The sequence below is a fragment of the Arthrobacter sp. 10N410 genome, from assembly GCF_056394945.1.
In genome coordinates this window covers 660049-685147 of the sequence record NZ_JBFTIP010000003.1, presented here as the reverse complement: position 1 = coordinate 685147, position 25099 = coordinate 660049, and the positions used below count along the sequence as shown (strand labels likewise).

Below are 25099 nucleotides of genomic sequence, written 5' to 3'. Positions count from 1 at the left end.
GACAGGGAACTTTTAGCCCTGACCGTGCGTGAGTTACTGCGACGGTGTATAGCTATAACCTGACGCAGCACCACACGCGCGCAGATCGGTCGCCGTGCAGCACTACCAGGAGGGACGGGGCCAGCCCCCGATCAGATGAAAGCTAAGAGTTTCTTCAAGGGCCCGGGCATCTGGATTGTCGTTGTAATCGGCATGCTCCTGCTGGCCTTTGCCACCCTGGCCCCGGGCGGCTCCGTCCGGATCGACACGGACCGGGGCCTGGCCCTGCTGGCCGACAGCGACAAGGTCGAGCAGGCCAAGATTTTCGACGCCGAGAACCGCGTGGACCTGGTCCTGAAAAACGACATCCAGATTGACGGCCAGGACAAGGGCAAGAACGTCCAGTTCTACTACGTCAACGCCCGCGCGGCGGACGTCGTCAAGGCCGTAACCGCTGCCAAGCCGCCGAGCGGCTTCACCGACCAGCCGGTCGAAAGCAACTGGTTCTCCGGCCTGTTCTCCCTGCTGGTCCCGGTGCTGCTGCTGGGCGTGCTCTTCTGGTTCCTGCTCTCCCGGATGCAGGGCGGCGGCTCCAAGGTCATGCAGTTCGGCAAGTCCAAAGCCAAGATGGTCAACAAGGACATGCCGCAGGTGACCTTCAGCGACGTCGCCGGCGCCGACGAAGCCGTCGAGGAACTCGAAGAGATCAAGGAATTCCTCCAGGAACCCGCCAAGTTCCAGGCCGTGGGCGCCAAGATCCCCAAGGGCGTGCTGCTGTACGGCCCTCCCGGTACCGGCAAGACCCTCCTGGCCCGTGCGGTCGCCGGCGAGGCCGGCGTTCCCTTCTTCTCCATCTCCGGTTCCGACTTCGTGGAAATGTTCGTCGGCGTCGGCGCCTCCCGCGTCCGCGACCTGTTCGAACAGGCCAAGGCCAACGCGCCGGCCATCATCTTCGTGGACGAGATCGACGCCGTCGGACGGCACCGCGGCGCCGGCATCGGCGGCGGCAACGACGAGCGCGAGCAGACCCTCAACCAGCTGCTGGTTGAAATGGACGGCTTCGACGTCAAGACCAACGTCATCCTGATCGCGGCCACCAACCGCCCCGACGTGCTTGATCCGGCCCTGCTCCGCCCGGGCCGCTTCGACCGCCAGATTTCGGTCGAGGCCCCGGACCTGATCGGCCGCGACCAGATCCTGAAGGTGCACGCGAAGGGCAAGCCGATGGCTCCCGGCGTCGACCTCAAAGCCGTCGCGAAGAAAACCCCCGGCTACACCGGCGCGGACCTCGCGAACGTGCTCAACGAAGCCGCGCTGCTGACGGCCCGCTCCAATGCCAACCTGATCGATGACCGCGCGCTCGACGAGGCAATCGACCGGGTGATGGCCGGTCCGCAGAAGCGCAGCCGGGTCATGAAGGAACACGAGCGCAAGGTCACCGCGTACCACGAGGGCGGCCACGCCCTGGTGGCGGCGGCACTGCGCAACTCTGCCCCGGTCACCAAAATCACCATCCTGCCGCGCGGCCGCGCCCTGGGCTACACCATGGTGGTTCCGGAGAACGACAAATACTCCGTGACCCGCAACGAACTGCTGGACCAGATGGCCTACGCCATGGGCGGCCGGGTGGCCGAGGAACTCGTCTTCCACGACCCCTCCACCGGTGCCTCGAACGACATCGAAAAGGCCACCGGAATCGCGCGCAAGATGGTCACCGAGTTCGGCATGAGTGAACGCGTCGGCGCCGTGCGCCTCGGTCAGGGCGGCGGCGAGCCGTTCCTGGGCCGCGACGCCGGCCATGAGCGCAACTACTCGGACCAGATCGCCTACGTCGTGGACGAGGAAGTGCGCCGCCTGATCGAGGGCGCGCACGACGAGGCCTACGCGATCCTGACCGAGAACCGCGACGTCCTGGACCAGCTCGCGCTGGAACTGCTGGAACGGGAAACCCTGAACCAGAGCGAGATCGCCCAGGTCTTCACGAATATCCGCAAGCGCGATTTCCGCGAGATCTGGCTCTCCAAGGAGAGCCGGCCGATCCAGGCCGTCGGCCCGGTGGAGTCCCGCCGTGAAAAGGCCGAGCGCGAAGCCCAGGAAGAAGCCAAGGAAGCCCGGCTCGAGGAGCCGCTCGACACCCTGCCCCCGCACGCCCAGGGCGTGCCCGGACAGGAGTCCTTCCAGGACGGCGTCACGGATCTCGGGCCCGACGTCCATCCCGGCTAGGCTTCTTCTGTGACTTCCTACTTCGACGACGACGACGTTCCCGCCACCGCCGGCTCCCTCCCCACGGGAGAGCCGGCGGAGGCCGCGGGCCAGCCCGGAACCAAGGTGGACCGCCCGCGGATCCAGGCGGCGGTGCGCGAGATCCTGATCGCCATCGGCGAGGACCCGGACCGCAGCGGACTGCTGGACACCCCCAAACGGGTCGCCAAGGCCTACGCGGAGATGTTTGCCGGCCTGCACCACGACCCGGCGGAAATCCTCGCCACCACCTTCGACCTGGACCACGAAGAACTGGTACTGGTCAAGGACATCCCGTTCTACTCAACCTGCGAGCACCACCTCGTGCCGTTCCACGGGGTGGCCCACGTCGGTTACATCCCCTCGCACGACGGCAAGGTCACCGGCCTGAGCAAGCTGGCCCGGCTGGTGGACATGTTCGCCCGCCGCCCGCAGGTGCAGGAGCGGCTGACCACGCAGATCGTCGAAGCCCTCGTCACCCACCTCAAGCCGCGCGGCGCGATCGTCGTCGTCGAATGCGAACACCTTTGCATGTCGATGCGCGGCATCCGCAAGCCCGGCGCGAAAACCGTCACCAGCGCGGTCCGCGGGCAACTGCATGACCCGGCCACCCGCGCCGAAGCCATGAGCCTCATCCTTGGAAGGTAACAAAAACAGACTATGGATTCCCTAGCCGCAGCCCCTGGAACAGGACCTGCCACCTCGCCGCTGCCCGTGCTGCGCAAGCCGCGCCCGGCTGCGAGTTTCAAGGACCTGCCGACGGACCGCACGCTCGTGATGGGGATCCTGAACGTCACCCCGGATTCGTTCAGCGACGGCGGCCGGCACGCGACGGCGGACACCGCGGTCGCCGCCGGCCTGCGGATGTACTACGCCGGCGCAGACATCATCGACGTCGGCGGGGAATCCACCCGCCCCGGTGCCGCGGAGGTCAGCGTCGAGGAGGAAAAGCGGCGGGTACTGCCCGTGATCGAGGCGCTGGTCAAGGCCGGCGCCCTGGTCAGCATCGACACCACGCACGCCGCCACCGCCCAGGCCGCGCTGGCGGCCGGCGCCACGATCATCAACGACGTCTCCGGCCTCACGATCGAGCCGGAGATGGTTGAGCTGGTGGCCCGGAGCAAGGCGCCCTACATCCTCACCCACCGCCGCGGCGACGCGAGCACCATGGACTCGCTGACCGACTACGGCAACGTGGCCCGGGAGGTCGCCGCCGAGCTCGCCGGCGTGCGCGACAAACTGTACGCCGCCGGCGCCTCGCCGGAGCAAATCATCCTGGACCCCGGCCTGGGCTTCGCCAAGAACGAGGCGCAGAACTGGGAACTCCTGCAGAACCTCGACGTCCTGCAGGCCATGGGCCACAAAGTCCTGGTCGCCGCGTCCCGGAAACGGTTCCTGGGCAGCCTCCTGACCGTCGCCGGAAAGGCCGCCCCGCCCCAGGATCGGGATGCCGCCACCGCCGCCGTCACCGCCATCAGCGCCTTCCGCGGCGCCTGGGCGGTCCGCGTGCACGACGTCGGCCCCAGCCTCGACGCCGTCAAGGTCGCCGCCCGGATCGCCCCGGGTCCGCGCACCGGATCGGCGCCGGCCGTGCCCGGCAACGGCTGAGACGGCCGCCCCATGGACCGGATCACGCTAAGCGGCGTTACCGCCGTCGGGCATCACGGAGTGTTTGATTTCGAACGCCGGGACGGCCAGCCGTTTGTCGTCGACGCCGTGCTGCACCTCGACTTCAGCCAGGCCGCCGCCAGTGACGACGTGCGGGACACCGCGCATTACGGCGAAGTGGCCGAGTGCATCCGCGGCTGGATCACCGGCGCGCCGCTGAACCTGATCGAGGCCCTCGCGGTGCGGATCGCCGACGACCTGCTGCTGCGCTTCCCGGTGGCCGCCGTCGACATCACCGTGCACAAGCCCAAGGCCCCGATCGAGGTCGAGTTCGGCGATGTGTCCGTCAGCGTCCACCGGGACCGGCCATGAGCCCCCACGCAGCGCCCTACACCCGCGCCGTGATCGCGCTCGGCAGCAACCTGGGGGAGCGCAACGACACGCTCTCCGCCGCCGTCGCCGACCTCGTCGACCCGCCGGAGGTGCGGCTGCTGGCCATCTCGCCGATCGTGCAGACCAAGGCCGTAGGCGGACCGCCGGACCAGCCGGACTTCCTGAACATGGTCATCGCCGTGGAAACCTCGCTGTCCCCGGAGGAACTGCTGCGGCACTGCCACGCGGTGGAACAAAAGCACCTGCGGGTCCGTGAAGTCCGCTGGGGTCCGCGCACCCTCGACGTGGACATCATCACCTACGGCGACCTGGTGAGCTCCGACCCGGACCTGACGCTTCCGCATCCGCGCGCCGCGGAGCGTGCCTTCGTGCTCTACCCCTGGTCCCTGATCGACCCCGCGGCCGAGCTCAACGGCGAACGGGTGGGCGACCTCGCCGCCAAGGCCGCCGACTTCCCGGACCTCGCGCCGTTCGACGGCTTCGAAGACCTCAAGGGCGCGGCCGGAGCCGCGCCGGTGGAGGCCCCATGAAGCCGGTCAGCCCGCTCCTGCTCCTCGTCATTGCTGTCGCGCTCGCCGTCCTGAGCTGGCTTGCCGCCCTGATTTCCGGACGCTACAGCCTCGAGACCCCGGTGCTGCCGCTGACCGGCCTGCTCACCATGGGCGTGATCGTGGCCCTCACCCTGATCCTTGGCGTCCGTGTGCTGCGCTGGCGCAACGGCAAGAAGAAGAGAATGCTCAACCCGATCCTGGCCGCGTGGACCCTGGTCCTGGCCCAGGCCTGCGCCTACACCGGGACCGTGCTGCTGGGCTGGCACGCCGGAATTTTCCTGGACCAGCTGAGGCTATGGTCCGTGCGCAGCGGTCAGTCCATCACCTGGGAGACGCTGTCCATGGCCGGCGGCGGCCTCGTGATGGTGGTGGTGGGCCTGGTGGTGGAGCGCTTCTGCCGGATTCCTCCCGAGGACGGCGACGCCGAGGGGAGCCCCGGACTGCAGGGCAAGCGCGGCAAGCCCAAGGCTGAAGGCGAATATGCATACCGAGGCGATTGACCCGCCCGGGCTGGTCTGGCGGCGGGTGTCTCCCCGGTACGTGACCGTGCGGCTGGTGGGCTGGGCGCTGGCCAACCTGGCCGCCGTCGCGGTCCTGTCCCTGCCCCTCGTGCTGGTCCTGAACGGCGCGTGGGGCTGGCCGCCGCTGTGGCTCGCCGCCGCCGTGCCCGCCGCGGCCTTCCTGCTGGCCCTGTGGCGGCTCGTGCTCATCCCGCGACAGGTGCGGTCCATCGGTTACGCCGAACGCGAGGACGACCTGCTGATCCGCCGTGGCATCTTCTTCCAGCGCGTCCTGGTGGTCCCGTACGGGCGGATGCAGTACGTGGACATCGGGGCCGGCCCGGTGGAGCGCGGCCTCGGCCTGTGCACCCTGAAGCTTCACACCGCCTCGGCCGGCACCAGCGCGGAGATCCCCGGCCTGCCCGCGGGGGAGGGGGCGAGGCTCCGCGAACAGCTGTCCGCCCGCGGCGAGGCCCGCCTGGCCGGGCTGTGACGGCCGCCGGGGACAGCTGGCGGCGCGTGCATCCGGCATCGCCGTTCGTTCGGGGCTGGGTGGCGCTGGCCGCGATGTTCTTCTTCTTTGGCCGCGATGCCTTTGAACGCCTGCTCCAGGGCGGACCCGTCATTGACGATCGGCTCGCCGGACGGGCGCCATGGCTGCTGCTTGGCGGCGGCACGGTGCTGCTGCTGACCGTGCTCGGCTTCGTGCTGAGCTGGTACTTCACCCGGTACCAGGTGGCTGACGGGTACGTGCGGGTCAACACCGGGTTCCTGTTCAAGCAGCAGCGCCAGGCCCGGCTGGACCGGGTCCAGGCAATCGACGTCGTGCAGCCCCTGCTGGCGCGGATTTTCGGGCTCGCCGAGCTCAGGTTCGAGGTCGCCGACGCCGGCCAGTCCGCGGTGCACCTGGCCTACCTGCCCCTGGCCGAGGCCCGCCAGCTCCGCGCGACCATCCTTGCCCGTGCCTCCGGCGCCGGAGGCGGGACGCCGGCGCCGGTAACGGCGGGGCAGGATCCGGGGCAGCGGGCGGCCGTCGCCGAGGAGGCGCCGGAACATGCCGTACTCACCGTGCCGCCGCCGCGGCTGGTCGGGTCGCTGGTGCTGAGCGAGCAAAGCGTCGTCATCGTCCTCGGCGCCGTGGCCTCGGTGCTGCTCTCCGCCCTCACCGAGAACCGCAGCTTCTACTTCTATCTGGTCCCGGCAGGCCTGGGCCTGGCCGCGGCGTACTGGAACTCCTTCAACAAGGGCTTCAACTTCACCGCCGCCATTTCCCCGGACGGTATCCGGCTCCGCTACGGCCTGCTGGACACCCAGGCCCAGACCCTGCCGCCCGGGCGGATCCAGGCCGTGCGCGTCAGCCAGCCGCCGCTCTGGCGGGTCTTCGGCTGGTACCGGATGCAGGTCAACGTGGCCGGCTACGGCACCGCCGGCAGCAACGGCGAGGCCTCCGCCCGGACCACCCTGCTGCCCGTCGGAACGCTGGCGGAGGTGTTCACCATGCTGTCGCTGGTCCTGCCCGACCCCGGCACCCCGGACCCCGGGCGCGTCTTCACCGCGGGGTTGAACGGGCTGGCGCCCGCCGGCGGCGCCGGCCGTTCCGCGGCTCCGGAAGACGGCGGCTTCGTCACCACGCCGAGGCGGGCCCGCCTGCTGGCCCCGCTGGGCTGGCGGCGCAACGGCTTCACCGCCACCGACACCGCGCTGCTGATCCGCTCCGGCCGCTGGTGGCGCCACCTCGTCCTGGTCCCGCACCAGCGCACCCAGTCGATCGCGCTGCAGCAGGGCCCGCTTGCCCGGCGCTTCCGGGTGGCGGACCTGGTCCTGCACACCACCGCCGGGCCGGTCGCGCCGCGGCTGATCCAGGCCGGCCTGGACGAAGGCCGGGCCTTGCTGGACGCGCAGGCGGCCCGCGCCCGGACCGCGCGGAAACGGCAGACCAGCGAACACTGGCTCGCCCCGGCAGAGCACCTCGTACACGCACCAAAGGAAGGTCCGCAGCATGGCTAAGCCAGGACGCCTCGGCGTCGGAATCATCGGAGCCGGCAAGGTGGGGGCCGTCCTGGGGGCGGCGTTGCGCGCCGCCGAGCACGCCGTCGTCGGGGTCTCCGCCGTCTCGGACGCGAGCCGGGAGCGCGCCGAAACCCTGCTGCCCGGCGTTCCCATCCTCGAGGTGCAGGACATCGTGGAACGCGCCGAACTGGTACTGCTGGCGGTCCCGGACGACGCCCTCGGTCCGCTCGTGGAAGGGCTCGCGAAACTCGGCGCCTGGCAGCCCGGGCAGCTCGTTGCCCACACCTCCGGGCGATTCGGCGTCGGGATCCTGCGCCCGGTCCGCGCCGCGGGGGCCATCCCGCTGGCGCTGCACCCCGCCATGACCTTCACCGGCATGAGCCTTGACCTGACCCGGCTGCTGGACTGCAGCTTCGGCGTGACGGCCGACCCGGCCATGCTGCCAATCGCGCAGGCCCTCGTGGTGGAGATGGGCGCGGAGCCGGTCGCGATCGCCGAAGCTGACCGCACGCTGTACCACGCGGCCCTGGCGCACGGCTCAAACCATTTGGTCACGCTCGTGGCGCAAGCCTCCCAGCTGCTGCGCGAAGTGGGCGTCGAAGCCCCGGAACGCATGCTGGGCCCCCTGCTGCGCGCCAGCCTGGAAAACGCCCTCGCCTCGGGAGAGTCGGCGCTGACCGGTCCGGTGGCGCGCGGGGATGTGGGGACTGTCGCCGCGCACTCGGAGGCGCTGCGCGAACTCGACGGCGGCTCCGGCGGCGATATTCTTGAGGCGTACCTGGCCATGGCCCGGGCAACGGCCCGCCGTGCGGGTAGCCGCGGGCTGTTGAAGCCGGAGCAAATCGACGGCATCAGGCAGGCGCTCGAGGCCCCCGACGCCGGCGGCCCGATTCCTGAGGAAGGACCCTGAGATGGCAATCCAGTTGGTGACCACGGCTGCGCAGCTGCGCACTGAAAGCGCGCGGCTGCTCACCGAAAAGCGCGGCACCTCGCAGGGGCTCGTGCCCACGATGGGCGCCCTGCACGAGGGACATGCCCGGCTCGCACGCACCGCCGTCGCGGAAAACGACGTCGTGGTGGCCAGCATCTTCGTCAATCCGCTGCAGTTCGGCGAGGCGGTGGACCTTGACCGCTACCCGCGGACGCTTGAGGCGGATTTGGCCCTGCTCGAGGCCGAAGGAGTAGACCTCGCCTTCGCGCCGGCGGTGGAGGAGGTGTATCCCGGCGGCGAACCCCTGGTGCGGATCACTGCCGGTGTGCTGGCCGACAAGTGGGAGGGAGCCTCCCGGCCGGGGCACTTCGACGGCGCCCTGACGGTGGTGGCGAAGCTGCTGCACTACGGCCTGCCCGCCTTGGGACAGGGCACCTACCGCGCCTATTTCGGCCAAAAGGACGCCCAGCAGCTGACCCTGGTCCAGCGAATGGTGGCGGACCTGAACTTCCCGGTGGAGATCGTCCCGGTGCCGATCGTGCGGTCCCCGGACGGGCTCGCGCTCTCCAGCCGGAACCGTTTCCTCTCGGCCGAGGAACGCGAGGCCGCCCTGGTGCTCTCCCGGGCGCTGCGGCTGGTCGAGGAACGCGCCAACGCCCACGAACCCCTGGACCTGGACTCCGCCCGGGCGCTCGTGGAATCCCAGCCCCTCGTGGAGCTGGACTACTTCGACGTCGTGGACCCGCGCACCCTTGAGCCGCTCGCGGAGAACTGCCGCGAGACGCCGTTCCGCGGCGAAGGACTGGTTCTCATCGCGGCCAAGGTCGGCCCGGTCCGCCTGATCGACAACGTGCCGCTGGACTCCTAGCCCTTCCCCGTCTCGGCCATCAGCTTGAGGTTTGCCAGGGTCTGCTCCCTGGCGCGCTCCTGCAGCCGTTCCACCAGCACCCGGTCGGCGAACTTCCCGATCGCCGCGCCCGGGACGTTGTACTCGATTTCCGCGGTGACCCGGGTGCCGGTTCCCGAGGGCTCGTAGTCCCACGTCTGCCATCCCTTGAGCGGGCCGTCGAATTCGAGCCGGACGTGCTGGCCGCCGCTGGGGGTCGGCTCGTTTTCCAGGACGCGCGTGGTGACCGGGAACGGAACCCCGGCCATCAGGTAGCTGTGCTCGACGACGGTCCCCGCCCGGCCGTCGCCTTCGACCTTCTTCGGCTCGCTGAGGTTCACCCACCACGACGCCCAGTGGTAGGGGTCGACGGCGATCTCGGTGACGCGCCCGACCGGCGCGTCGATCTGGGTGTCGAGCTTGATGTGGCCCATGGATCATCCTCTCGTGGAATAAGCCGGTGGAGTAAGTCGGGGGTGCGGGCGCCCGGAGGGGAGCCTCGGCCCGTTACCAGCCAACGCCCGCCGCCGGAAAGCGGGTAGGGGACAAAGGCCCCGGGCCGAGTTTCCGTCCCGCTGCGAATCGGAATAATTTATCGCCGCCGCCGGGAATTACCGCTGCGGGGGGCGGGTTGGAATTCGTAGTGGCGACCACGTGCGCCGAAACCCACTTCAACTCCCTGAGGGAATCCCCATGCCAGCAGATGCCCCTTCCAACGTCCAGGAGAACCTGGCGCAGCCGCCCCGGACCGCAGCCCTGCCCCCGGCGCCCGTGCAGCGCGCGGAGGCACCGGCGGCCGGGCCGGAGAAGCTGTCCCGGGAGTCCGTCACCATCATCGCCACCCTGCTGGTAGCCACCTTCGTGGTGATCCTGAACGAAACCATCATGAACGTGGCCCTGCAGCGGCTGATGGTGGACCTGAGGGTCGGTGCACCCACCGTGCAGTGGCTTTCCACCGGCTTCATGCTGACGATGGCCGTGGTCATTCCCACCACGGGCTTCATCCTGCAGCGACTCTCCACCCGGGCGGTCTTCATGCTGGCGATGGGGCTGTTTTCCGCCGGCACCCTGCTGGCAGCCCTCGCACCCGGTTTCGAAATCCTGCTTCTGGCCAGAATCATCCAGGCCGGCGGCACCGCCATCATGCTTCCGCTGCTGATGACCACCATCCTGACCCTGGTGCCGGTTGCGCGCCGCGGCGCCGTGATGGGCAACGTGAGCATCGCGATCTCGGTGGCGCCCGCCATGGGCCCGACGGTCTCCGGGCTGATCCTGCAGAATTTCTCCTGGCGGTTCATGTTCGTGTTCGTGCTCCCGATCGCGTTGCTCGCGTTTGCCATCGGAGCCAGGTTCCTGCGGAACATCGGCGACAACGAGAAGACCCGGCTCGATGCGCTCTCCGTCGTCCTGACCGTCCCGGCCTTCGGCGGCGTCGTGTACGGACTGAGCCAGATCGGCGGCGGCCAGGGCGGCCCCGCCACCCCGGCCGTGGCGGCGCTCGCCGTCGGCGTCGTGGCCCTGCTCGCCTTCGTCCTGCGCCAGCTCAGGCTGCAGAAGTCAGACGCGCCGCTGCTGGATCTGCGCGCCTTCAACTTCCGGATGTTCACCGTGTCCGTGCTGCTGCTGGTGGTCGCGATGATTGCCCTGTTCGGCGCCGTGATCCTGCTGCCCCTGTACCTGCAGGAAGTCCGCGGCCTGAAGTCGCTGGAAACCGGCCTCGCCCTGTTGCCCGGCGGCCTCGCAATGGGCCTGCTGGGCCCGGTCATCGGCCGGCTTTTCGACAAGTTCGGCCCATTGCCGCTGACCGTGACGGGATCGGTCCTGATGGTGCTTTCGCTCTGGCAGTTCTCCCGGCTGGACGCCCAGACGCCGGTCGGCTGGATCATCGCGCTGCATGTGACGCTGAGCCTGGGCCTGGCGCTGCTGTTCACCCCCGCGTTCACCACGGGGCTGAACCCGTTGCCGCCGCACCTGTACTCCCACGGCTCGGCCATCATGAGCACCCTGCAGCAGGTCGCGGGCGCGGCGGGCACGGCGCTGCTGGTCTCGATCTACGCGGTCGTCTCGGCGGGGTCCGGCATCGTCGCCGGAATGCACGCGGCGTTCCTGACCGCGGCCGCCATAGCGCTCGCTGCCGTGGTGCTGTCCGTGCTGATGCGCAAGACCGAAGGCGCGGCGGGCCCGGCGGCCCACTGACCCGGCAGCTGCTAGCCGGCGAAGAACTCGCTGAGTTCGGCGATGAGCTTGTCCGGGGCCTTGTTGACGCCGTCGTGGCCCATGCCCGGCAGGATGGTGTAGCTGGAGCCCGAGAGCACGTCGTGGATCTGCCCGCAGGCCACCCCGAAGTACGCCGGGCTCTTCTCGCCCACGATGATCAGGGTCTCCAGCGGCAGCTCCAGGAATGGTTCGGCCGGCATGTCGGCGGCGATGATCGCCTTGATCTCGCGGACGCCGGTCTTCATCAGCTCGCGCAGCTGCTTGCCGACAGGTGTGCCGGCGGTGAGCTTGTTCGCGAGCGTCAGCATGGATAGCGGCATCCGGGACAGCGCGCTTCCGGTCTCGAGGCCGCGGACCAGGACGGCGAGGGCCCGGTCGTCGTCGCCCGCCGCCGTCAGGCGCTCGTACTCTGCGGTCCAGTCCGCCGTGACGCTGTGGTTCACCGAAACGGCCGGGTCGTAGACGGCGAGGCGTTCCACCGGCAGGGTGCGTGCGGCATGCAGCGCCACCGCGCCGCCGAAGCTGTGCCCGAAGACGTCGGTACTGGCGGTGTGCTTCATCACGGCGTCCAGGTCGCGGATGTCCACGTCCAGGGTGTAGTCCTCCGGCTGCGGCGAGGACGAGCCGCGGCCGCGGCGGTTGAAGGTGTGGACCGGCCGGCCCAGCGCGGCGCTGAGCTTCTGCGCGAAACGGGTGTAGTCGGCCGCCGTCACCATCGAAGCCGGCACGACGACGACGCCGGAACCCGCCGCGGCAAGCTCCGCGCCCGTGCTGAAAAGCTCAAGGGTTCCGCCGTCGGGGGTTTTGATGTTCTCGCGGGTCATGCTCCGAGCCTAGCCGAGGCGCCCGGAACCGCACAGCAGGGTGCTGTCAGCTGCCCAGCCGGCCGCCGGAGATCTCGAGGTAGCAGGAGCCGCAGAGTGACTCGTACCAGGCGTCCTGCCCGTCGATGGCCACCTGGTCGCCGTCGAACACCACCTGATCGCCGATCCGGCGGGTGTTGAAGATGGCCTTGCGGCCGCACCGGCAGATGGTCTTGAGCTCCTCGAGCGTGTGCGCGATTTCCAGGAGCCGGAGCGAGCCGGGGAAGGCGCGGGTCCGGAAGTCGGTGCGGATGCCGTAGGCGAGCACGGGAACGTTGTCCAGCACGGCGATGCGGAAAAGGTCGTCCACCTGCTCCGGCTCAAGGAATTGGGCCTCGTCCACCAGCAGGCAGGCCACGGGGGGCGTGTCCACGTGCTGCAGCAACGCGTCGGGGTCATCCCCGTGCGCGTGCGCCGCGAACAGCTTCCGGGCGGACGCCCCGGACGGGATCAGGAAGTCCACCGAGCGGGTCATGCCCAGCCGGGATACGACGTCGGCGTCACCCTTGGTGTCGATGTCCGGCTTGGCGAGCACCACCCGCTGGCCTCGCTCCTCGTAGTTGAACGCGGCCTGCAGCAGGCCCGTCGACTTGCCGGAGTTCATCGCGCCGTAACGGAAGTAGAGCTTGGCCAAGGGGGTCCTTTCGACTTAGGTCGCCCCCGATTCTAGTGCCAGAAGTCAGCGGGCCGGCCGCAGCCGCCGCCGGACCCGGAGCCGCGCCGGGACCGCGTCGCCGTCGAGCAGGAACCTGGCCGCAATCAGCGCCAGCCGCCGGTTGCCGGGACGGATGGGGCCCTCGTGCAGCTGGCCCGGCACCACGGCAAACTCGATTGCCGGCACCGCCGCCGCGAGCTGCCGCCCGGTTTCGGCGAAGTAGTCCGGGCTCCACCCGCCGGTGAGCATCAGCGTGGGCATGGTGATGCCGGCAAAGTCGTCGAGCTCGGCGTCCGCGGCCAGCACCGCGCGCATCTCCTTCACGGCCGTGGGCAGCAGTTCCCGCATCTCCGCGCCCAGGCTGGTCCGGGCCGAGAGGATGCTGAGCATGCGCAGGGCGCCGAGCGGCAGCTTCGACACGGGACCGGCGGTTTCCAGCCCCTGGACCAGGTGGGCCCACGCGTGGTCCAGTTCACCGGCCGCCACCGATCGTTCCAGTTCCGGTCGCCAGCGGCTGGTCAGGTTCCCGGCGAGGGACACAGCCGCGTCGTAGGTCACCAGGCGGCGGATCGGCACGCTGCGTGCGGCCTGCAGCGCCACGAACCCGCCGTAGCTGTGCGCGAACACGTCCGTTGAGCCGGTCTGCCGCAGCACGGCGGCGAGGTCTGCAACCTCCGTGGCCGCCGAGTAGTCCGCGGGCTGCGGTGAGGACCCGGCCCGGCCGCGGCGGTTGTAACAGTGCACCGGGCGGCCCAAGAGCCGGCTCAGGCTCCGGGCGAACGAGCGGTAGAGGGCGTCCGTGACCAAGGTCCCATGTACCAGAACGATGCCGGCCGCCGCCGCAGGCGCGTCCCCGGGCGCCGCGCCGGCGGGCTCCGGGAAGTGCCCGGGCGCTGCCCCCGGGGCGGCTTCCGGCGCTGCTGCCGGGGCGCCCTCCGGGGCCTTTTCCGCGCTGGTCCGGAAGGTGTGCAGCTCGAGGTGCCCCTCGCCGTCGTCGGTCCGAATCGTCCACGTCTCCACAGCTGTGATTGTATTCCCGGTCCATTCCCGCGCCTGCCGCACCGGAGGGGGCCGGATGCCCGGTAAACTTGGGGATTGTGACTTCCCAAAACACCCCCGCCCCGAACACCGCCGAGCACTCCGACGCCAGCGAGCAGACGCTGGTCCGCATGGAAAAGCGCGCCAAGCTGATCGAACGTGGCATCGAGGCGTACCCGGTGGGAGTCGAGCGCACGCACTCACTGACGGAGATCCGCGAAAAGTACGCGCACCTCGTGGCCGACGAGACCACCGGCGACGTCGTCGGCGTGACCGGCCGCATTGTCTTCATCCGCAACACCGGTAAGCTCTGCTTCGCCACCCTCCAGGAGGGCGGCCTCGACGGCAAGGCCGTCCGGCTGCAGGTCATGCTCAGCCTGGCCAACATCGGCGAGGAAGCGCTCGCGGACTGGAAGTCCCTCGTGGACCTCGGCGACCACGTCTTCATCAAGGGCGAGGTCATCTCCTCCCGCCGCGGCGAGCTCTCCGTGATGGCCGAATCCTGGTCCATGGCGTCCAAGGCGCTGCGGCCGCTGCCTGTGCTGCACGCGGAGCTCAACGAGGAAACCCGCGTCCGCCAGCGCTATGTGGACCTGATTGTCCGCGACGAGGCCCGCGAAATGGTCTACACCCGGGCCGCGATCACGCGTTCCATCCGCGAAACCCTGCACCGCCAGGGCTACGTCGAGGTGGAGACGCCGATGCTGCAGCTGGTGCACGGCGGCGCCACGGCCCGCCCGTTCGAGACGCACATGAACGCTTTTGACCAGAAGATGACGCTGCGGATCGCCACCGAGCTGTACCTCAAGCGCACGGTGGTCGGCGGCATCGACCGTGTCTATGACATGGGCCGGGTCTTCCGCAACGAGGGCGTGGACTCGACCCACAGCCCCGAATTCACCACCCTGGAGAGCTACGAGGCCTGGGCCGACCAGTTCGTCATGGCGGACCGCATCAAGGAGATCATCCTGGACGCCGCCGACGCCGCCGGGGTGGGCCGCGTGCTGCAGACCGAGGCCGGCGAGATCAACCTCGACGGCGACTGGGCCTGGATGGCCGTGTACCCGGGACTCTCCGACTTCGTGGGCCAGGACATCACCCCGGAAACCCCCGTCGAGGAACTGCTGGCCATCGCCGCCAAGCACGAGGTCAAGGTCGACGCGGCCTGGGACGCCGAGAAGCTCGTGGTCGAGCTCTTCGGCGAGCTGGTCGAACCGACCCTGCTCAACCCGACTTTCGTCTATGACTACCCGCCCTCCGCGCAGCCGCTGGCCCGCCACCACCGCGAGGACAACCGGCTGATCGAAGCGTGGGACCTGATCATCGGCGGGATGGAGCGCGGCACCGCCTTCTCCGAACTGATCGACCCGGTCATCCAGCGCGAACGCCTCACCGAGCAGTCCCGCCGCTCCGCCGCCGGCGACGTCGAAGCCATGCAGCTGGACGAGGACTTCCTCCGCGCCCTCGAGTACGGCGCCCCGCCGATGGGCGGCATCGGACTGGGCATCGACCGGCTGGTCATGCTCTTCACCGGCGCCGGCATCCGCGAGACCATTCTCTTCCCGCTGCTGAAGCCCGAAGGCCACTGATCATGGAATACATTGCCGTCCTGCTCCCGTCCGTGGTCGTCGGGCTCATCTTCTGGTTCGCCATGAAGGCAATCTTCAATGCCGACAAATCCGAGCGCCAGGCCGAGGCCCGCGCCCAGGCGGAGGCGGCAGCCCGCGGGCCGGAGCAAAATCCCGCTCCCGGGACCGGGCATTCCCCCGAACAGCGCTAAAAGCTGGGGCTATTCCTTCCTGTGGACTTTCTTTGGAAGGGCTTTTCCGCTTTGACTCCCGGCCATAAAAGGATGGATACTTTTTTCAGATACATCCTGCTTTTCTAAATACTCGACCTTTTGAAAAGAGAGTTTTTATGGCACAGAAAGTTAAAATCATCCTTGTTGATGATCTGGATGGGGGATCCGCGGACGAAACTGTCCGGTTTGGCCTTGATGGCGTGAGTTATGAAATTGACCTGTCATCGGGCAACGCATCAGAACTCCGCTCGGCCGTCGAGCGGTACGTGGCCCACGCGCGCAAGACGTCGACCGGGCGGGCAACCCGGACTAAAGTTTCGAGCGGCCGCAATCAGGACTCGGCGCAGATTCGACAGTGGGCCCGGGACAACGGCTATGCGGTAAACAGCCGCGGCCGTATCCAAGCCGAAATTCAGGAAGCCTACCAAAAGGCAAATTCCTAGTACCTGCTTCCCGGAAGGGCGCGTCGGCTCGCCCCTTTCCTTCGACCATGCCCCTGCCCCCGCGGCGGGGGCATTGTCGTGTCCGGACGGCCGGTGCTGGCGGCAACTGTGCGTTCCCGCCCGGTTGCCTCCGGAAAATGCCTCAATAAGCCGAGGACACGCCGTGTCTTCAGGATTTGGGAAGAAGTAACCGGGCGGGAGCGCAGCCCTGACCGGGGCCGAGCCAGGGCCCCGGCCGGCCGGTATCCGTGGACCGCCGTGACGCCCGGGACCCGTCCGGGTTTCCCCCGTGGCGAACAAGCCACAAATCTCGAACTCCGCCACGTAGCATCAAAGTACGTCGTAGCTAGGAGTGTGGCGAAATGTTTGAGCGATTTACGGACCGTGCCCGTCGCGTAGTTGTGCTTGCCCAAGAAGAGGCACGCATGCTGAACCACAATTACATCGGCACCGAACACATCCTCTTGGGTCTGATCCATGAGGGTGAAGGTGTTGCCGCCAAAGCCCTCGAGTCCTTGAGCATCTCGCTCGACGGCGTCCGCGAGCAGGTTCAGGAGATCATCGGCCAGGGCCAGCAGGCCCCGTCCGGCCACATCCCCTTCACCCCGCGCGCCAAGAAGGTGCTGGAGCTCTCGCTGCGCGAAGCCCTGCAGCTGGGCCACAACTACATCGGCACCGAGCACATCCTGCTCGGCCTCATCCGCGAGGGTGAAGGTGTGGCCGCCCAGGTGCTGGTCAAGCTCGGAGCGGACCTGAACCGCGTCCGCCAGCAGGTCATCCAGCTGCTCTCCGGCTACCAGGGCAAGGAATCCGCCGGTGCCGGCGTTGGCTCCGGCCAGGCCGAAGGCACCCCCGCAGGCTCTGTCGTCCTCGACCAGTTCGGGCGCAACCTGACCCAGGCCGCACGCGAGAACAAGCTGGACCCGGTGATCGGCCGTGAGCAGGAAATGGAACGCGTCATGCAGGTCCTTTCCCGCCGCACCAAGAACAACCCGGTGCTGATCGGCGAGCCCGGCGTCGGCAAGACCGCCGTCGTCGAGGGCCTGGCCCAGGCGATCGTCCGCGGCGACGTGCCGGAGACCATCAAGGACAAGCAGCTGTACACCCTGGACCTCGGGTCCCTGGTGGCCGGCTCCCGCTACCGCGGTGACTTCGAAGAGCGCCTGAAGAAGGTGCTCAAGGAGATCCGCACCCGCGGCGACATCATCCTCTTCATCGACGAGATCCACACCCTGGTGGGTGCCGGTGCTGCCGAAGGTGCCATCGATGCGGCTTCGATCCTGAAGCCCATGCTGGCCCGCGGTGAGCTCCAGACCATCGGTGCGACCACGCTGGATGAGTACCGCAAGCACATCGAGAAGGATGCCGCCCTGGAGCGCCGCTTCCAGCCGATCCAGGTCAAGGAGCCCTCCGTCGCCGACGCGATCGAGATCCTCAAGGGCCTGCGTGACCGCTACGAGGCGCACCACCGCGTCACGATCACCGACGGCGCCCTCGCCTCGGCGGCCAGCCTCTCCGAGCGCTACATCTCGGACCGCTTCCTGCCGGACAAGGCAATCGACCTGATCGATGAAGCCGGCGCGCGGCTGCGCATCCGCCGGATGACCGCCCCGCCGGAGCTCAAGGTCATGGACGAGAAGATCGCGGCCATGAAGCTCGAGAAGGAATCCGCGATTGACGCGCAGGACTTCGAAGGCGCCGCCTCGCTGCGCGACAAGGAGCAGAAGCTCATTGCCGAGCGCGCCGAGAAGGAACGCCAATGGAAGACCGGCGGCATGGACGACATCTCCGAGGTGGATGAGGATCTCATCGCCGAGGTGCTGGCGAACTCCACCGGCATTCCGGTCTTCAAGCTGACCGAGGAAGAATCCTCGCGCCTGCTGAAGATGGAAGACGAACTGCACAAGCGCGTGGTCGGCCAGAACGAGGCCATCAGGTCCCTGTCCCAGGCGATCCGCCGTACCCGTGCAGGCCTGAAGGATCCGAAGCGTCCGGGCGGCTCGTTCATCTTCGCCGGCCCCACCGGCGTCGGCAAGACCGAACTGGCCAAGGCCCTCGCGGAGTTCCTGTTCGGCGAGGAAGACGCGCTGATCACGCTGGACATGTCCGAGTACTCGGAGAAGCACACCGTCTCGCGGCTCTTCGGTGCCCCTCCGGGCTACGTGGGCTACGAGGAAGGCGGCCAGCTGACCGAGAAGGTCCGGCGCCGGCCGTTCTCCGTGGTGCTGTTCGACGAAGTAGAGAAGGCGCACGCCGACCTCTTCAACTCGCTGCTGCAGATCCTGGAAGACGGCCGCCTGACCGACTCCCAGGGCCGCGTGGTGGACTTCAAGAACACCGTGATCATCATGACCACGAACCTCGGCACCCGGGACATCTCCAAGAGCGTCGCCACCGGCTTCCAGTCCGGGACGGACACGCAGACCGGCTACAACCGGATGCGCGCCCGGGTCACGGAGGAGCTCAAGCAGCACTTCCGCCCCGAGTTCCTGAACCGTGTTGACGACGTGGTGGTGTTCCCGCAGCTGACCCAGGACGAGATCATCGAGATCGTGGACCTGTTCGTCACCCGCCTGGAGAAGCGCCTCAAGGACAAGGACATGGGCATCGAGCTCACGCCCGCGGCCAAGGTGCTGCTGGCCACCCGCGGCTACGACCCGGCGATGGGTGCCCGGCCGCTGCGCCGCACCATCCAGCGCGAGATCGAGGACCAGCTCTCCGAGAAGATCCTCTTCGGCGAACTGCACGCCGGCGACATCGTGGTGGTGGACGTGGAAGGCGAAGGCGACGACGCGAAGTTCACCTTCGCCGGCAACGCCAAGCCGCGCATCCCGGAAATCGCTCCGAGCGTCTAGGCGCCAAGCGATAACGTTCCAAGTAAAAGGCCCCGGCCGCTTCCTTCAAGGAGGCGGCCGGGGCCTTTTTGCCGCTGGCGCCGCTTGCCGCGGGCGCTTCTTGCCGCGGGCGCTTCTATTTGACGTGGGACGGCCGTGTCAGGCGGTTACGGTGATCCATTCGCCGTCGATAGCCGCCTTCAGCCTGGCCAGCGGCGCCTGGGCCGGACCGTTGATCACGCTGCCGTCGGATCCCTTGAAGGAGGAGCCGTGGCACGGGCACTGGAAGTCTTCCCCGGCGGGGGCCACCGGGCAGCCGGCGTGGGTGCATGCCGCGTCGTACGCCAGGACGGTCTTGTCATCCGGCCGGAAGATCACCACCGTCTTGCCGTTGATTTTCCCGGTGGCCGTGCCGCCCACCGATACATCGCTGAGCTTGCCCACCTTGACCGCGGTGCCGGCCGGAACAGAGGGGCCGGCCGCCGTCGTCGCCGGGGTGCCGGTCGGCGAAGCGGTGCAGGCCGAGAGGGCCAGGGCGCTGCCGCCCAGGGCGCCAGCGCCGAGCAGCAGGGAGCGTCGAGGCAGGGACTTTTCAGGGTTCATGGACTCATCATGCCAACAGTCCCTGAGAGCCCGCTGCGATTTCGGCACCTTTGAATATGAAAGCAGTGTTTCACTCTGAGTGAACGGAGTGTGATCCGGCGCACAAGGGGTGTTGAATCGGGGGCATGGCTTCTTCCGATACGCAGACCCCGGCCGAACACCCCGAGACCCCGTTCCACGACCTGGACCACTACCTCGCCATCCCGAAGGTGAGCGGCTTGGCGCTGAGCCCCGACGGCGGACGGCTCGTCACCACCGTGGCCACGCTCAACGACAAGGGCACCGAATACCGTACCGCGCTGTGGGAGCTGGATCCTGCGGGCAAAAAGCAGGCCCGGCGGATCACGCGCAGTGCCAAGGGCGAGGCCGGCGCCGTGTTCGCGGCGGACGGCAGCCTGTACTTCACTTCTGCGCGCCCGGACCCCGAGAGCCCGGATGCAGAGCCGGTCAACGCCCTCTGGGTCCTCCCGGCCGACGGCGGAGAGGCCCGCGTCGCGCTCTCCCGGGCCGGCGGCATCGGCGGCCTCCTGGCCGCGAAAGAGGCCGACGCCCTCTTTGTCACGGCGTCAGTCCTCGCCGGTTCCACCGACGAGGAAAACGACGAGGAGCGCCGCAAGGACCGCAAGGACAACAAGGTGGCCGCAATCCTGCACAGCGGCTACCCGGTGCGCTATTGGGACGCGGACCTGGGCCCCGCGCAGCCCCGGTTGTTCGCCGTCGAGCCCGGTCCGGAGCCGGAGCCCGGGAAGCCGGTGACGGTCGACGCCCTCCCGCCGGTCAAGCTGCGCAACCTGACCCCCAACGCCGGAAACGGACTCCGTGAGGCGGATATCGCCGTCAGCCCGGACGGGAAGACGGTCTACAGCAGCTTCACCCGGCCGCTCGCCAATGCCGACTCCCGCACCGTGCTCGTGGCCGTCGACGTCGCCGCCGGCACCCGCCGGGTCCTGCTCGACACCGAGGGCATGAGCTACTTCCCCGGCCCGGTCAGCCCCGACGGCCGGACCCTGGTGGTGCTCAGCGAGACAGACACCACCCCGGAGCAGGCGCCCAGGATCGCGCTGCACCTCCTCGATGTCTCGGGCGACAGCGACGGCGGCGATGCGGCGCTGACGCCGCTCGCGCAAGGCTGGGATCGTTGGGGCCACCCCGCGGCCTGGCTTCCGGATGGATCGGCCGTGCTTGTGACGGCGGATGAAGACGGGGCTTCGCCGGTGTTCCGCATCGCCGTGCCCGGCAACGCCGGCGGGGAGGCTGCGCCCGTGCGGCTGACGGCCGACGCGGCCGCCTACACCGACGTCGCCGTCTCCCCGGACGGGCGAAGCGCCTATGCGCTGCGCAGTTCCTACGAATTTCCGGCGGAAGCCGTCCGGATCGACCTCGCCAGCGGCGACGTCACCCGGCTGCCGGCCCCGGCCGGGCGCCCTGCCTACCGCGGCACGCTCGAGCGGGTGGAGACCACCTCGGCGGACGGCAGCCGGGTGCCCGGTTACCTGGCCCTTCCGGAAGACGCATCGGCCGGAAACCCGGCACCGCTGTTGCTCTGGATCCACGGCGGCCCGCTGGGCTCCTGGAACGCCTGGACCTGGCGCTGGAACCCGTGGCTGCTCGTGGCCCGGGGCTACGCGGTGCTGCTCCCGGACCCGGCCCTGTCCACCGGCTACGGCCAGGATCACATCCAGCGGGGCTGGGGCGAGTGGGGCAAGGCTCCGTTCCTGGACCTGATGGCGATCACCGACGCCGTCGAGCAGCGCCCCGACATCGACGAGACACGCACCGCGGCGATGGGCGGATCATTCGGCGGCTACATGGCCAACTGGGTGGCAGGCCACACGGACCGGTTCAAGGCGATCGTCACGCATGCAAGCCTGTGGGCCCTGGACCAGTTCGGCCCGACCACGGACTCAGCGCAGTACTGGCTGAAGGAAATGACTGCGGAGATGGCCGCGGAGAATTCTCCGCACCTGCATGTGGAGAAGATCCGCACGCCGATGCTGGTCATCCACGGCGACAAGGACTACCGCGTGCCGATCGGCGAGGGGCTGCGGCTCTGGTACGAACTGCTCTCAAAGTCGCAGCTGGCGGCCGACGAGAACGGCGAAACCGACCACCGCTTCCTCTACTTCCCGGACGAGAACCACTGGATCCTGCAGCCGCAGCACGCCAAGGTCTGGTACGGCGTGGTCGAGCACTTCCTGGCCAGGAACCTGCTGGACAAGGACATCCCGGTGCCGGACGAGCTCGGTCTCTGAGCCGCCCGGCCCCGCCCCGGCCGGCCAAGGCCGGGCGGGGCGCAAGGGCCCGCGCCGTAGGATTGGGCTGTGACTGAGACGATCCGCATCCGCCCTGCCCGCACCGGCGACGTTGCCGCCATCAAGACCCTGGTGGCACCCTTGGCCGACCAGCGGATCCTGATGGCCAAGGAAACCGTCGCGTACTACGAAAGCCTCCAGGAGTTCCGGATCGCCGAAGCGCCCGACGGCGAGGTGATCGGCTGCGGCGCGTTGCACGTGATGTGGGAGGACCTGGCGGAGGTGCGCACCCTGGCCACCTCGGATGCGTGGCGCGGCAAGGGCGTCGGACACCTGCTGGTGGAACGCCTGCTGGAGGATGCGAAAGCGCTCGGCATCTCCCGCGTGTTCTGCCTGACCTTCGAAGTGGACTTCTTCAAGAAGCATGGCTTCGAGGTGATGGCGGACCAGACGGCCGTGGATCCGGTGGTGTACTCGGAGCTCCTGCGCTCACACGATGAAGGCGTCGCCGAATTCCTGGACCTCGCGCGGGTCAAGCCCAATACCCTGGGCAACACCCGCATGATCCGGACGCTCTAGGCGCTTCCCGCAGCTGCCTGAAACGGGGTCTTCCGCCAAATCAACTTGGTGGATAAACTGATCCCGGCCCGATGGGGCGGGCCGCCAGCTTCCGGAGGCAGAAATTGCAGAATCGCGTGATTTTTCCAGATTTCTCCGCATTCCAAATGACGGTGGACGCCGTTCCGGTGCAGCCGGACTCACCCGGTGGCGACCGCTGCGGGGGCGCCGATGCCGCCGCGCGCCGGCTCCAGCCCCGGGTGGCTCTCGGTCCGGACGCCTGGCCGAGCTTCGCGCCGGAGGCTGCACCCGGGCCCTGAGCGTCCCGGCAGTGGTTGAACCCGGAGCCTACCGCTGGCAGGGCCCCGGTAGTAGGGTCTAAGCAAGCAGCCAGGACAACCATCCAGGGAGCACAGCCATGAAGAAACTCATCAATGATCCCAAGGCCGTGGTCGACGAGTCAGTGGAGGGGTTTGGGCTTGCTCACGCCGACCTTGTGACTGTCTACCCGGATCCCAAATACATCGTCCGCAAGGACGCCCCGGTGGCAGGAAAAGTCGGGCTGGTTTCCGGCGGCGGCAGCGGCCACGAGCCCCTGCATGGCGGCTACGTCGGACTGGGGATGCTCGACGCCGCGGTTCCCGGCGCAGTGTTCACCTCGCCCACCCCGGACCAGATCCTGCCGGCCACGCTTGCAGTGAACTCCGGCGCCGGCGTCGTGCACATCGTGAAGAACTACACCGGCGACGTGCTGAACTTCGAGACCGCCGCCGAACTGGCGCAGGCCGAGGGCGTGGAGGTCCGTACGGTGCTGGTCAACGACGACGTCGCCGTGCAGGACTCGCTCTACACCGCAGGGCGCCGCGGCGTCGGCGGAACCGTCCTGGTCGAGAAGATCGCTGGGGCCGCCGCCGAACGCGGCGACAGCCTCGACGCCGTCGCCGCCATCGGTGACCGCGTCAACCAAAACGTGCGCAGCATGGGCGTGGCCCTGAGCGCGTGCACCGTGCCGCACGCCGGAGTGCCCAGCTTCGAGCTCGAGGACAACGAGATCGAGATCGGCATCGGCATCCACGGCGAGCCGGGCCGGCACAAGATTCCGATGGAGCCCGTCGACGGCATCACCGACCGCCTGCTGGATCCCGTCGTCAGCGACCTTGGCCTCGCCTCGGGGGAGAAGGTCCTGTTGTTCGTCAACGGCATGGGCGGCACACCGTTGAGCGAGTTGTACATCGTCTACCGCCGGGCCGCGCAAAGGCTTGCGGATCAGGGCGTCACCGTGGCGCGCTCGCTGGTGGGCAACTACATCACCTCGCTTGAGATGCAGGGCTGCTCCATCACCGTGCTGCGCCTCGACGAGGAGATGACCGGGCTCTGGGACGCGCCCGTCCACACCGCCGCCCTGCGCTGGGGCGTCTGAACGTGGGGCTGGACGTCGGCTGGGCCGTGCGGTGGCTGACGCTCTCCGCCGAGGCAATGGCCGAGCACAGGGTCGAACTCATTGAGCTGGACCGGCCGATCGGTGACTCCGACCACGGCGAGAACATGGACCGCGGCTTCAAGGCCGTGATGGACAAACTCGCCGAAGCGCCCCCGGAAACTGCCGGGGCGGCACTGAAACTCACCGCCATGACCCTGATGTCGAAGGTCGGCGGCGCCGCCGGGCCGCTCTATGGAACAGCCTTCCTGCGGGCCGCGACGGCCCTCGGGGACGCTGCCGACATTGACGCCGCCACGCTGGCAGCGGCGCTGCAGGCGGCCCGCGACGGCATCGTGGCCCGCGGCAAGGCCGAATCCGGCGACAAGACGATGGTGGATGCCTGGACTCCTGCCGTGGATGCCTCGGCGGCCGCCGCCGGCGACGGCGACGTCCGCAAGGTCCTGGCCGCGGCGGCCGATGCGGCCGAGGCCGGCGCTGTTTCCACCGACCCGATGCTGGCCCGGAAGGGCCGCGCCAGCTACCTGGGGGAGCGCAGCATCGGCCACCGCGACCCCGGAGCCGTATCCAGTGCCCTGATCCTGCGCGCCGCCGTGGGGGCCGCCGGATGACGGTCCGGCTCGTCGTCGTCTCGCACAGCGAAAAGATCGCCGACGGCGCCGTCGAACTCGCCGCCCAAATGGCGCCCGATGTCATGATCGTGGCGGCCGGCGGCACCGACGACGGCCGGATCGGAACCAGCCTGGAGAAGGTGATGGCCGCGCTGGAACGGGCGTCCGGGGGAAGCGGCATCGTGGTGCTCACCGACCTCGGTTCCGCCGTCATGACAGCGGAATCGGCGGTGGAGTTCGCCGCCGATCCGGAGTCAATCCAGCTGGCCGATGCCCCGCTGATCGAGGGACTCGTCGCGGCAGCCGTTTCCGCCCAGACGGGGGCCGACGCCGGAACCGTGAAGGACGCGGCCGAAGCCGTCTACCGCCCGCCGGCCCACCCGCACGGGCCCGAACACGCGCACCAGCAGCCGCCGGATGCCCAGGGCGACTTCGAACTCGTCAACCAGGCCGGGATGCACGCACGGCCCGCGGCGAAGATTGCCGGCGGCCTGGCCGGGATGGATGCCGACGTCACCATCAACGGGGTCGACGGTGCATCCATGACGGAACTTATGATGCTTGGCGCCGGGAAAGGAACCGTGCTGCACATCGAAGCCAGCGGGGCGGACGCGGGCAAGGCGGTCGACTACCTGGGCGGGCTGATCAAGGCAGGCTTCGGCGAGCCCTAGGTGTAGTTGGGACCAG

The 25099-nt window shown here is 68.8% G+C and carries 25 protein-coding genes; 20 read left to right on the top strand and 5 right to left on the bottom strand.

Annotated elements, in window-relative coordinates; genetic code table 11:
* Positions 1-135: 135 nt before the first annotated feature.
* Genes ftsH through panC form a run of 10 tightly spaced genes read left to right on the top strand, consistent with a single transcriptional unit; the run spans position 136 to position 9081 of the window.
* Positions 136-2202: an ATP-dependent zinc metalloprotease FtsH gene (gene ftsH, locus AC1DB8_RS10915; RefSeq protein ID WP_441418144.1), complete on the top strand. Its 2067-nt coding sequence runs from the start codon at positions 136-138 to the stop codon at positions 2200-2202.
* A 9-nt stretch (positions 2203-2211) separates the two neighbouring features.
* Complete coding sequence (folE, locus tag AC1DB8_RS10910; RefSeq protein ID WP_476893011.1) at positions 2212-2868, top strand: GTP cyclohydrolase I FolE; 657 nt, start codon at positions 2212-2214, stop codon at positions 2866-2868.
* Between the two features lie 12 nt (positions 2869-2880).
* Entirely contained in the window at positions 2881-3828 is a 948-nt protein-coding gene (gene folP / locus AC1DB8_RS10905; protein ID WP_476893010.1) for a dihydropteroate synthase, read from the top strand.
* A gap of 12 nt (positions 3829-3840) precedes the next feature.
* Entirely contained in the window at positions 3841-4200 is a 360-nt protein-coding gene (gene folB / locus AC1DB8_RS10900) for a dihydroneopterin aldolase (protein WP_476893009.1), read from the top strand.
* Positions 4197-4751, top strand: coding sequence for a 2-amino-4-hydroxy-6-hydroxymethyldihydropteridine diphosphokinase (gene folK / locus AC1DB8_RS10895; protein WP_441418140.1), 555 nt, complete (start codon positions 4197-4199; stop codon positions 4749-4751). Before folB ends, folK begins: the two co-directional genes overlap by 4 nt.
* On the top strand, positions 4748-5272 hold the full coding sequence (locus AC1DB8_RS10890) for a DUF3180 domain-containing protein (RefSeq protein ID WP_476893008.1): 525 nt from the start codon (positions 4748-4750) through the stop codon (positions 5270-5272). Before folK ends, AC1DB8_RS10890 begins: the two co-directional genes overlap by 4 nt.
* The gene (locus AC1DB8_RS10885; RefSeq protein WP_476893007.1) at positions 5253-5765 is read left to right on the top strand and encodes a PH domain-containing protein; all 513 of its coding nucleotides are present in this window, start codon (positions 5253-5255) and stop codon (positions 5763-5765) included. The genes AC1DB8_RS10890 and AC1DB8_RS10885 overlap by 20 nt, the downstream gene beginning before the upstream one ends.
* Positions 5762-7279, top strand: coding sequence for a PH domain-containing protein (locus tag AC1DB8_RS10880; protein WP_476893006.1), 1518 nt, complete (start codon positions 5762-5764; stop codon positions 7277-7279). Before AC1DB8_RS10885 ends, AC1DB8_RS10880 begins: the two co-directional genes overlap by 4 nt.
* The gene (locus AC1DB8_RS10875; RefSeq protein WP_441418137.1) at positions 7272-8192 is read left to right on the top strand and encodes a Rossmann-like and DUF2520 domain-containing protein; all 921 of its coding nucleotides are present in this window, start codon (positions 7272-7274) and stop codon (positions 8190-8192) included. The genes AC1DB8_RS10880 and AC1DB8_RS10875 overlap by 8 nt, the downstream gene beginning before the upstream one ends.
* Position 8193: 1 nt before the next feature.
* Entirely contained in the window at positions 8194-9081 is an 888-nt protein-coding gene (gene panC / locus AC1DB8_RS10870; protein ID WP_476893005.1) for a pantoate--beta-alanine ligase, read from the top strand.
* Here panC and AC1DB8_RS10865 read toward each other — a convergent pair.
* Positions 9078-9533 carry an SRPBCC family protein gene (locus AC1DB8_RS10865; protein WP_441418135.1) on the bottom strand — a complete coding sequence of 152 codons (456 nt, stop codon included), beginning with the start codon at positions 9531-9533 and terminating at the stop codon, positions 9078-9080. The two genes, panC and AC1DB8_RS10865, sit on opposite strands and share 4 nt — an antisense overlap.
* A 259-nt stretch (positions 9534-9792) precedes the next feature.
* On the opposite strand from AC1DB8_RS10865, the gene AC1DB8_RS10860 reads away from it, so the two are divergent.
* Complete coding sequence (locus tag AC1DB8_RS10860; protein WP_476893004.1) at positions 9793-11295, top strand: MDR family MFS transporter; 1503 nt, start codon at positions 9793-9795, stop codon at positions 11293-11295.
* Between the two features lie 11 nt (positions 11296-11306).
* On the opposite strand, the gene AC1DB8_RS10855 is transcribed toward AC1DB8_RS10860, so the two are convergent.
* The 3 genes from AC1DB8_RS10855 to AC1DB8_RS10845 are packed head-to-tail and all read right to left on the bottom strand — an operon-like array spanning position 11307 to position 13854.
* Positions 11307-12140, bottom strand: a complete 834-nt coding sequence (locus AC1DB8_RS10855) for an alpha/beta fold hydrolase (protein WP_441418133.1) — start codon at positions 12138-12140, stop codon at positions 11307-11309.
* A gap of 46 nt (positions 12141-12186) precedes the next feature.
* On the bottom strand, positions 12187-12813 hold the full coding sequence (locus AC1DB8_RS10850; RefSeq protein ID WP_441418132.1) for a thymidine kinase: 627 nt from the start codon (positions 12811-12813) through the stop codon (positions 12187-12189).
* 45 nt (positions 12814-12858) lie between these two features.
* The gene (locus AC1DB8_RS10845) at positions 12859-13854 is read right to left on the bottom strand and encodes an alpha/beta fold hydrolase (protein ID WP_476893003.1); all 996 of its coding nucleotides are present in this window, start codon (positions 13852-13854) and stop codon (positions 12859-12861) included.
* 77 nt (positions 13855-13931) lie between these two features.
* Between AC1DB8_RS10845 and lysS the strand changes: the two genes are divergently transcribed.
* The 4 genes from lysS to AC1DB8_RS10825 all read left to right on the top strand — a co-directional run bounded on the left by lysS (position 13932) and on the right by AC1DB8_RS10825 (position 18971).
* Positions 13932-15461, top strand: coding sequence for a lysine--tRNA ligase (gene lysS, locus AC1DB8_RS10840; RefSeq protein WP_175323910.1), 1530 nt, complete (start codon positions 13932-13934; stop codon positions 15459-15461).
* A 2-nt stretch (positions 15462-15463) separates the two neighbouring features.
* On the top strand, positions 15464-15652 hold the full coding sequence (locus AC1DB8_RS10835; protein WP_441418130.1) for a hypothetical protein: 189 nt from the start codon (positions 15464-15466) through the stop codon (positions 15650-15652).
* Positions 15653-15789: 137 nt separating this feature from the next.
* Entirely contained in the window at positions 15790-16116 is a 327-nt protein-coding gene (locus AC1DB8_RS10830) for a histone-like nucleoid-structuring protein Lsr2 (protein WP_175323908.1), read from the top strand.
* A gap of 362 nt (positions 16117-16478) precedes the next feature.
* The gene (locus AC1DB8_RS10825) at positions 16479-18971 is read left to right on the top strand and encodes an ATP-dependent Clp protease ATP-binding subunit (protein ID WP_441418128.1); all 2493 of its coding nucleotides are present in this window, start codon (positions 16479-16481) and stop codon (positions 18969-18971) included.
* Positions 18972-19109: 138 nt separating this feature from the next.
* On the opposite strand, the gene AC1DB8_RS10820 is transcribed toward AC1DB8_RS10825, so the two are convergent.
* Complete coding sequence (locus AC1DB8_RS10820) at positions 19110-19553, bottom strand: Rieske (2Fe-2S) protein (protein ID WP_476893002.1); 444 nt, start codon at positions 19551-19553, stop codon at positions 19110-19112.
* A 125-nt stretch (positions 19554-19678) separates the two neighbouring features.
* On the opposite strand from AC1DB8_RS10820, the gene AC1DB8_RS10815 reads away from it, so the two are divergent.
* From AC1DB8_RS10815 to dhaM, 5 genes are all read left to right on the top strand, one after another.
* Entirely contained in the window at positions 19679-21805 is a 2127-nt protein-coding gene (locus AC1DB8_RS10815; protein ID WP_476893001.1) for a S9 family peptidase, read from the top strand.
* A 69-nt stretch (positions 21806-21874) separates the two neighbouring features.
* Positions 21875-22384: an amino-acid N-acetyltransferase gene (locus AC1DB8_RS10810; RefSeq protein ID WP_476893000.1), complete on the top strand. Its 510-nt coding sequence runs from the start codon at positions 21875-21877 to the stop codon at positions 22382-22384.
* 397 nt (positions 22385-22781) lie between these two features.
* Positions 22782-23783 carry a dihydroxyacetone kinase subunit DhaK gene (gene dhaK, locus AC1DB8_RS10805; protein ID WP_441418124.1) on the top strand — a complete coding sequence of 334 codons (1002 nt, stop codon included), beginning with the start codon at positions 22782-22784 and terminating at the stop codon, positions 23781-23783.
* Between the two features lie 2 nt (positions 23784-23785).
* Positions 23786-24412, top strand: coding sequence for a dihydroxyacetone kinase subunit DhaL (gene dhaL, locus AC1DB8_RS10800; protein WP_476892999.1), 627 nt, complete (start codon positions 23786-23788; stop codon positions 24410-24412).
* Positions 24409-25083, top strand: a complete 675-nt coding sequence (dhaM, locus tag AC1DB8_RS10795; protein WP_476892998.1) for a dihydroxyacetone kinase phosphoryl donor subunit DhaM — start codon at positions 24409-24411, stop codon at positions 25081-25083. The genes dhaL and dhaM overlap by 4 nt, the downstream gene beginning before the upstream one ends.
* The last annotated feature ends 16 nt before the right edge of the window (positions 25084-25099 follow it).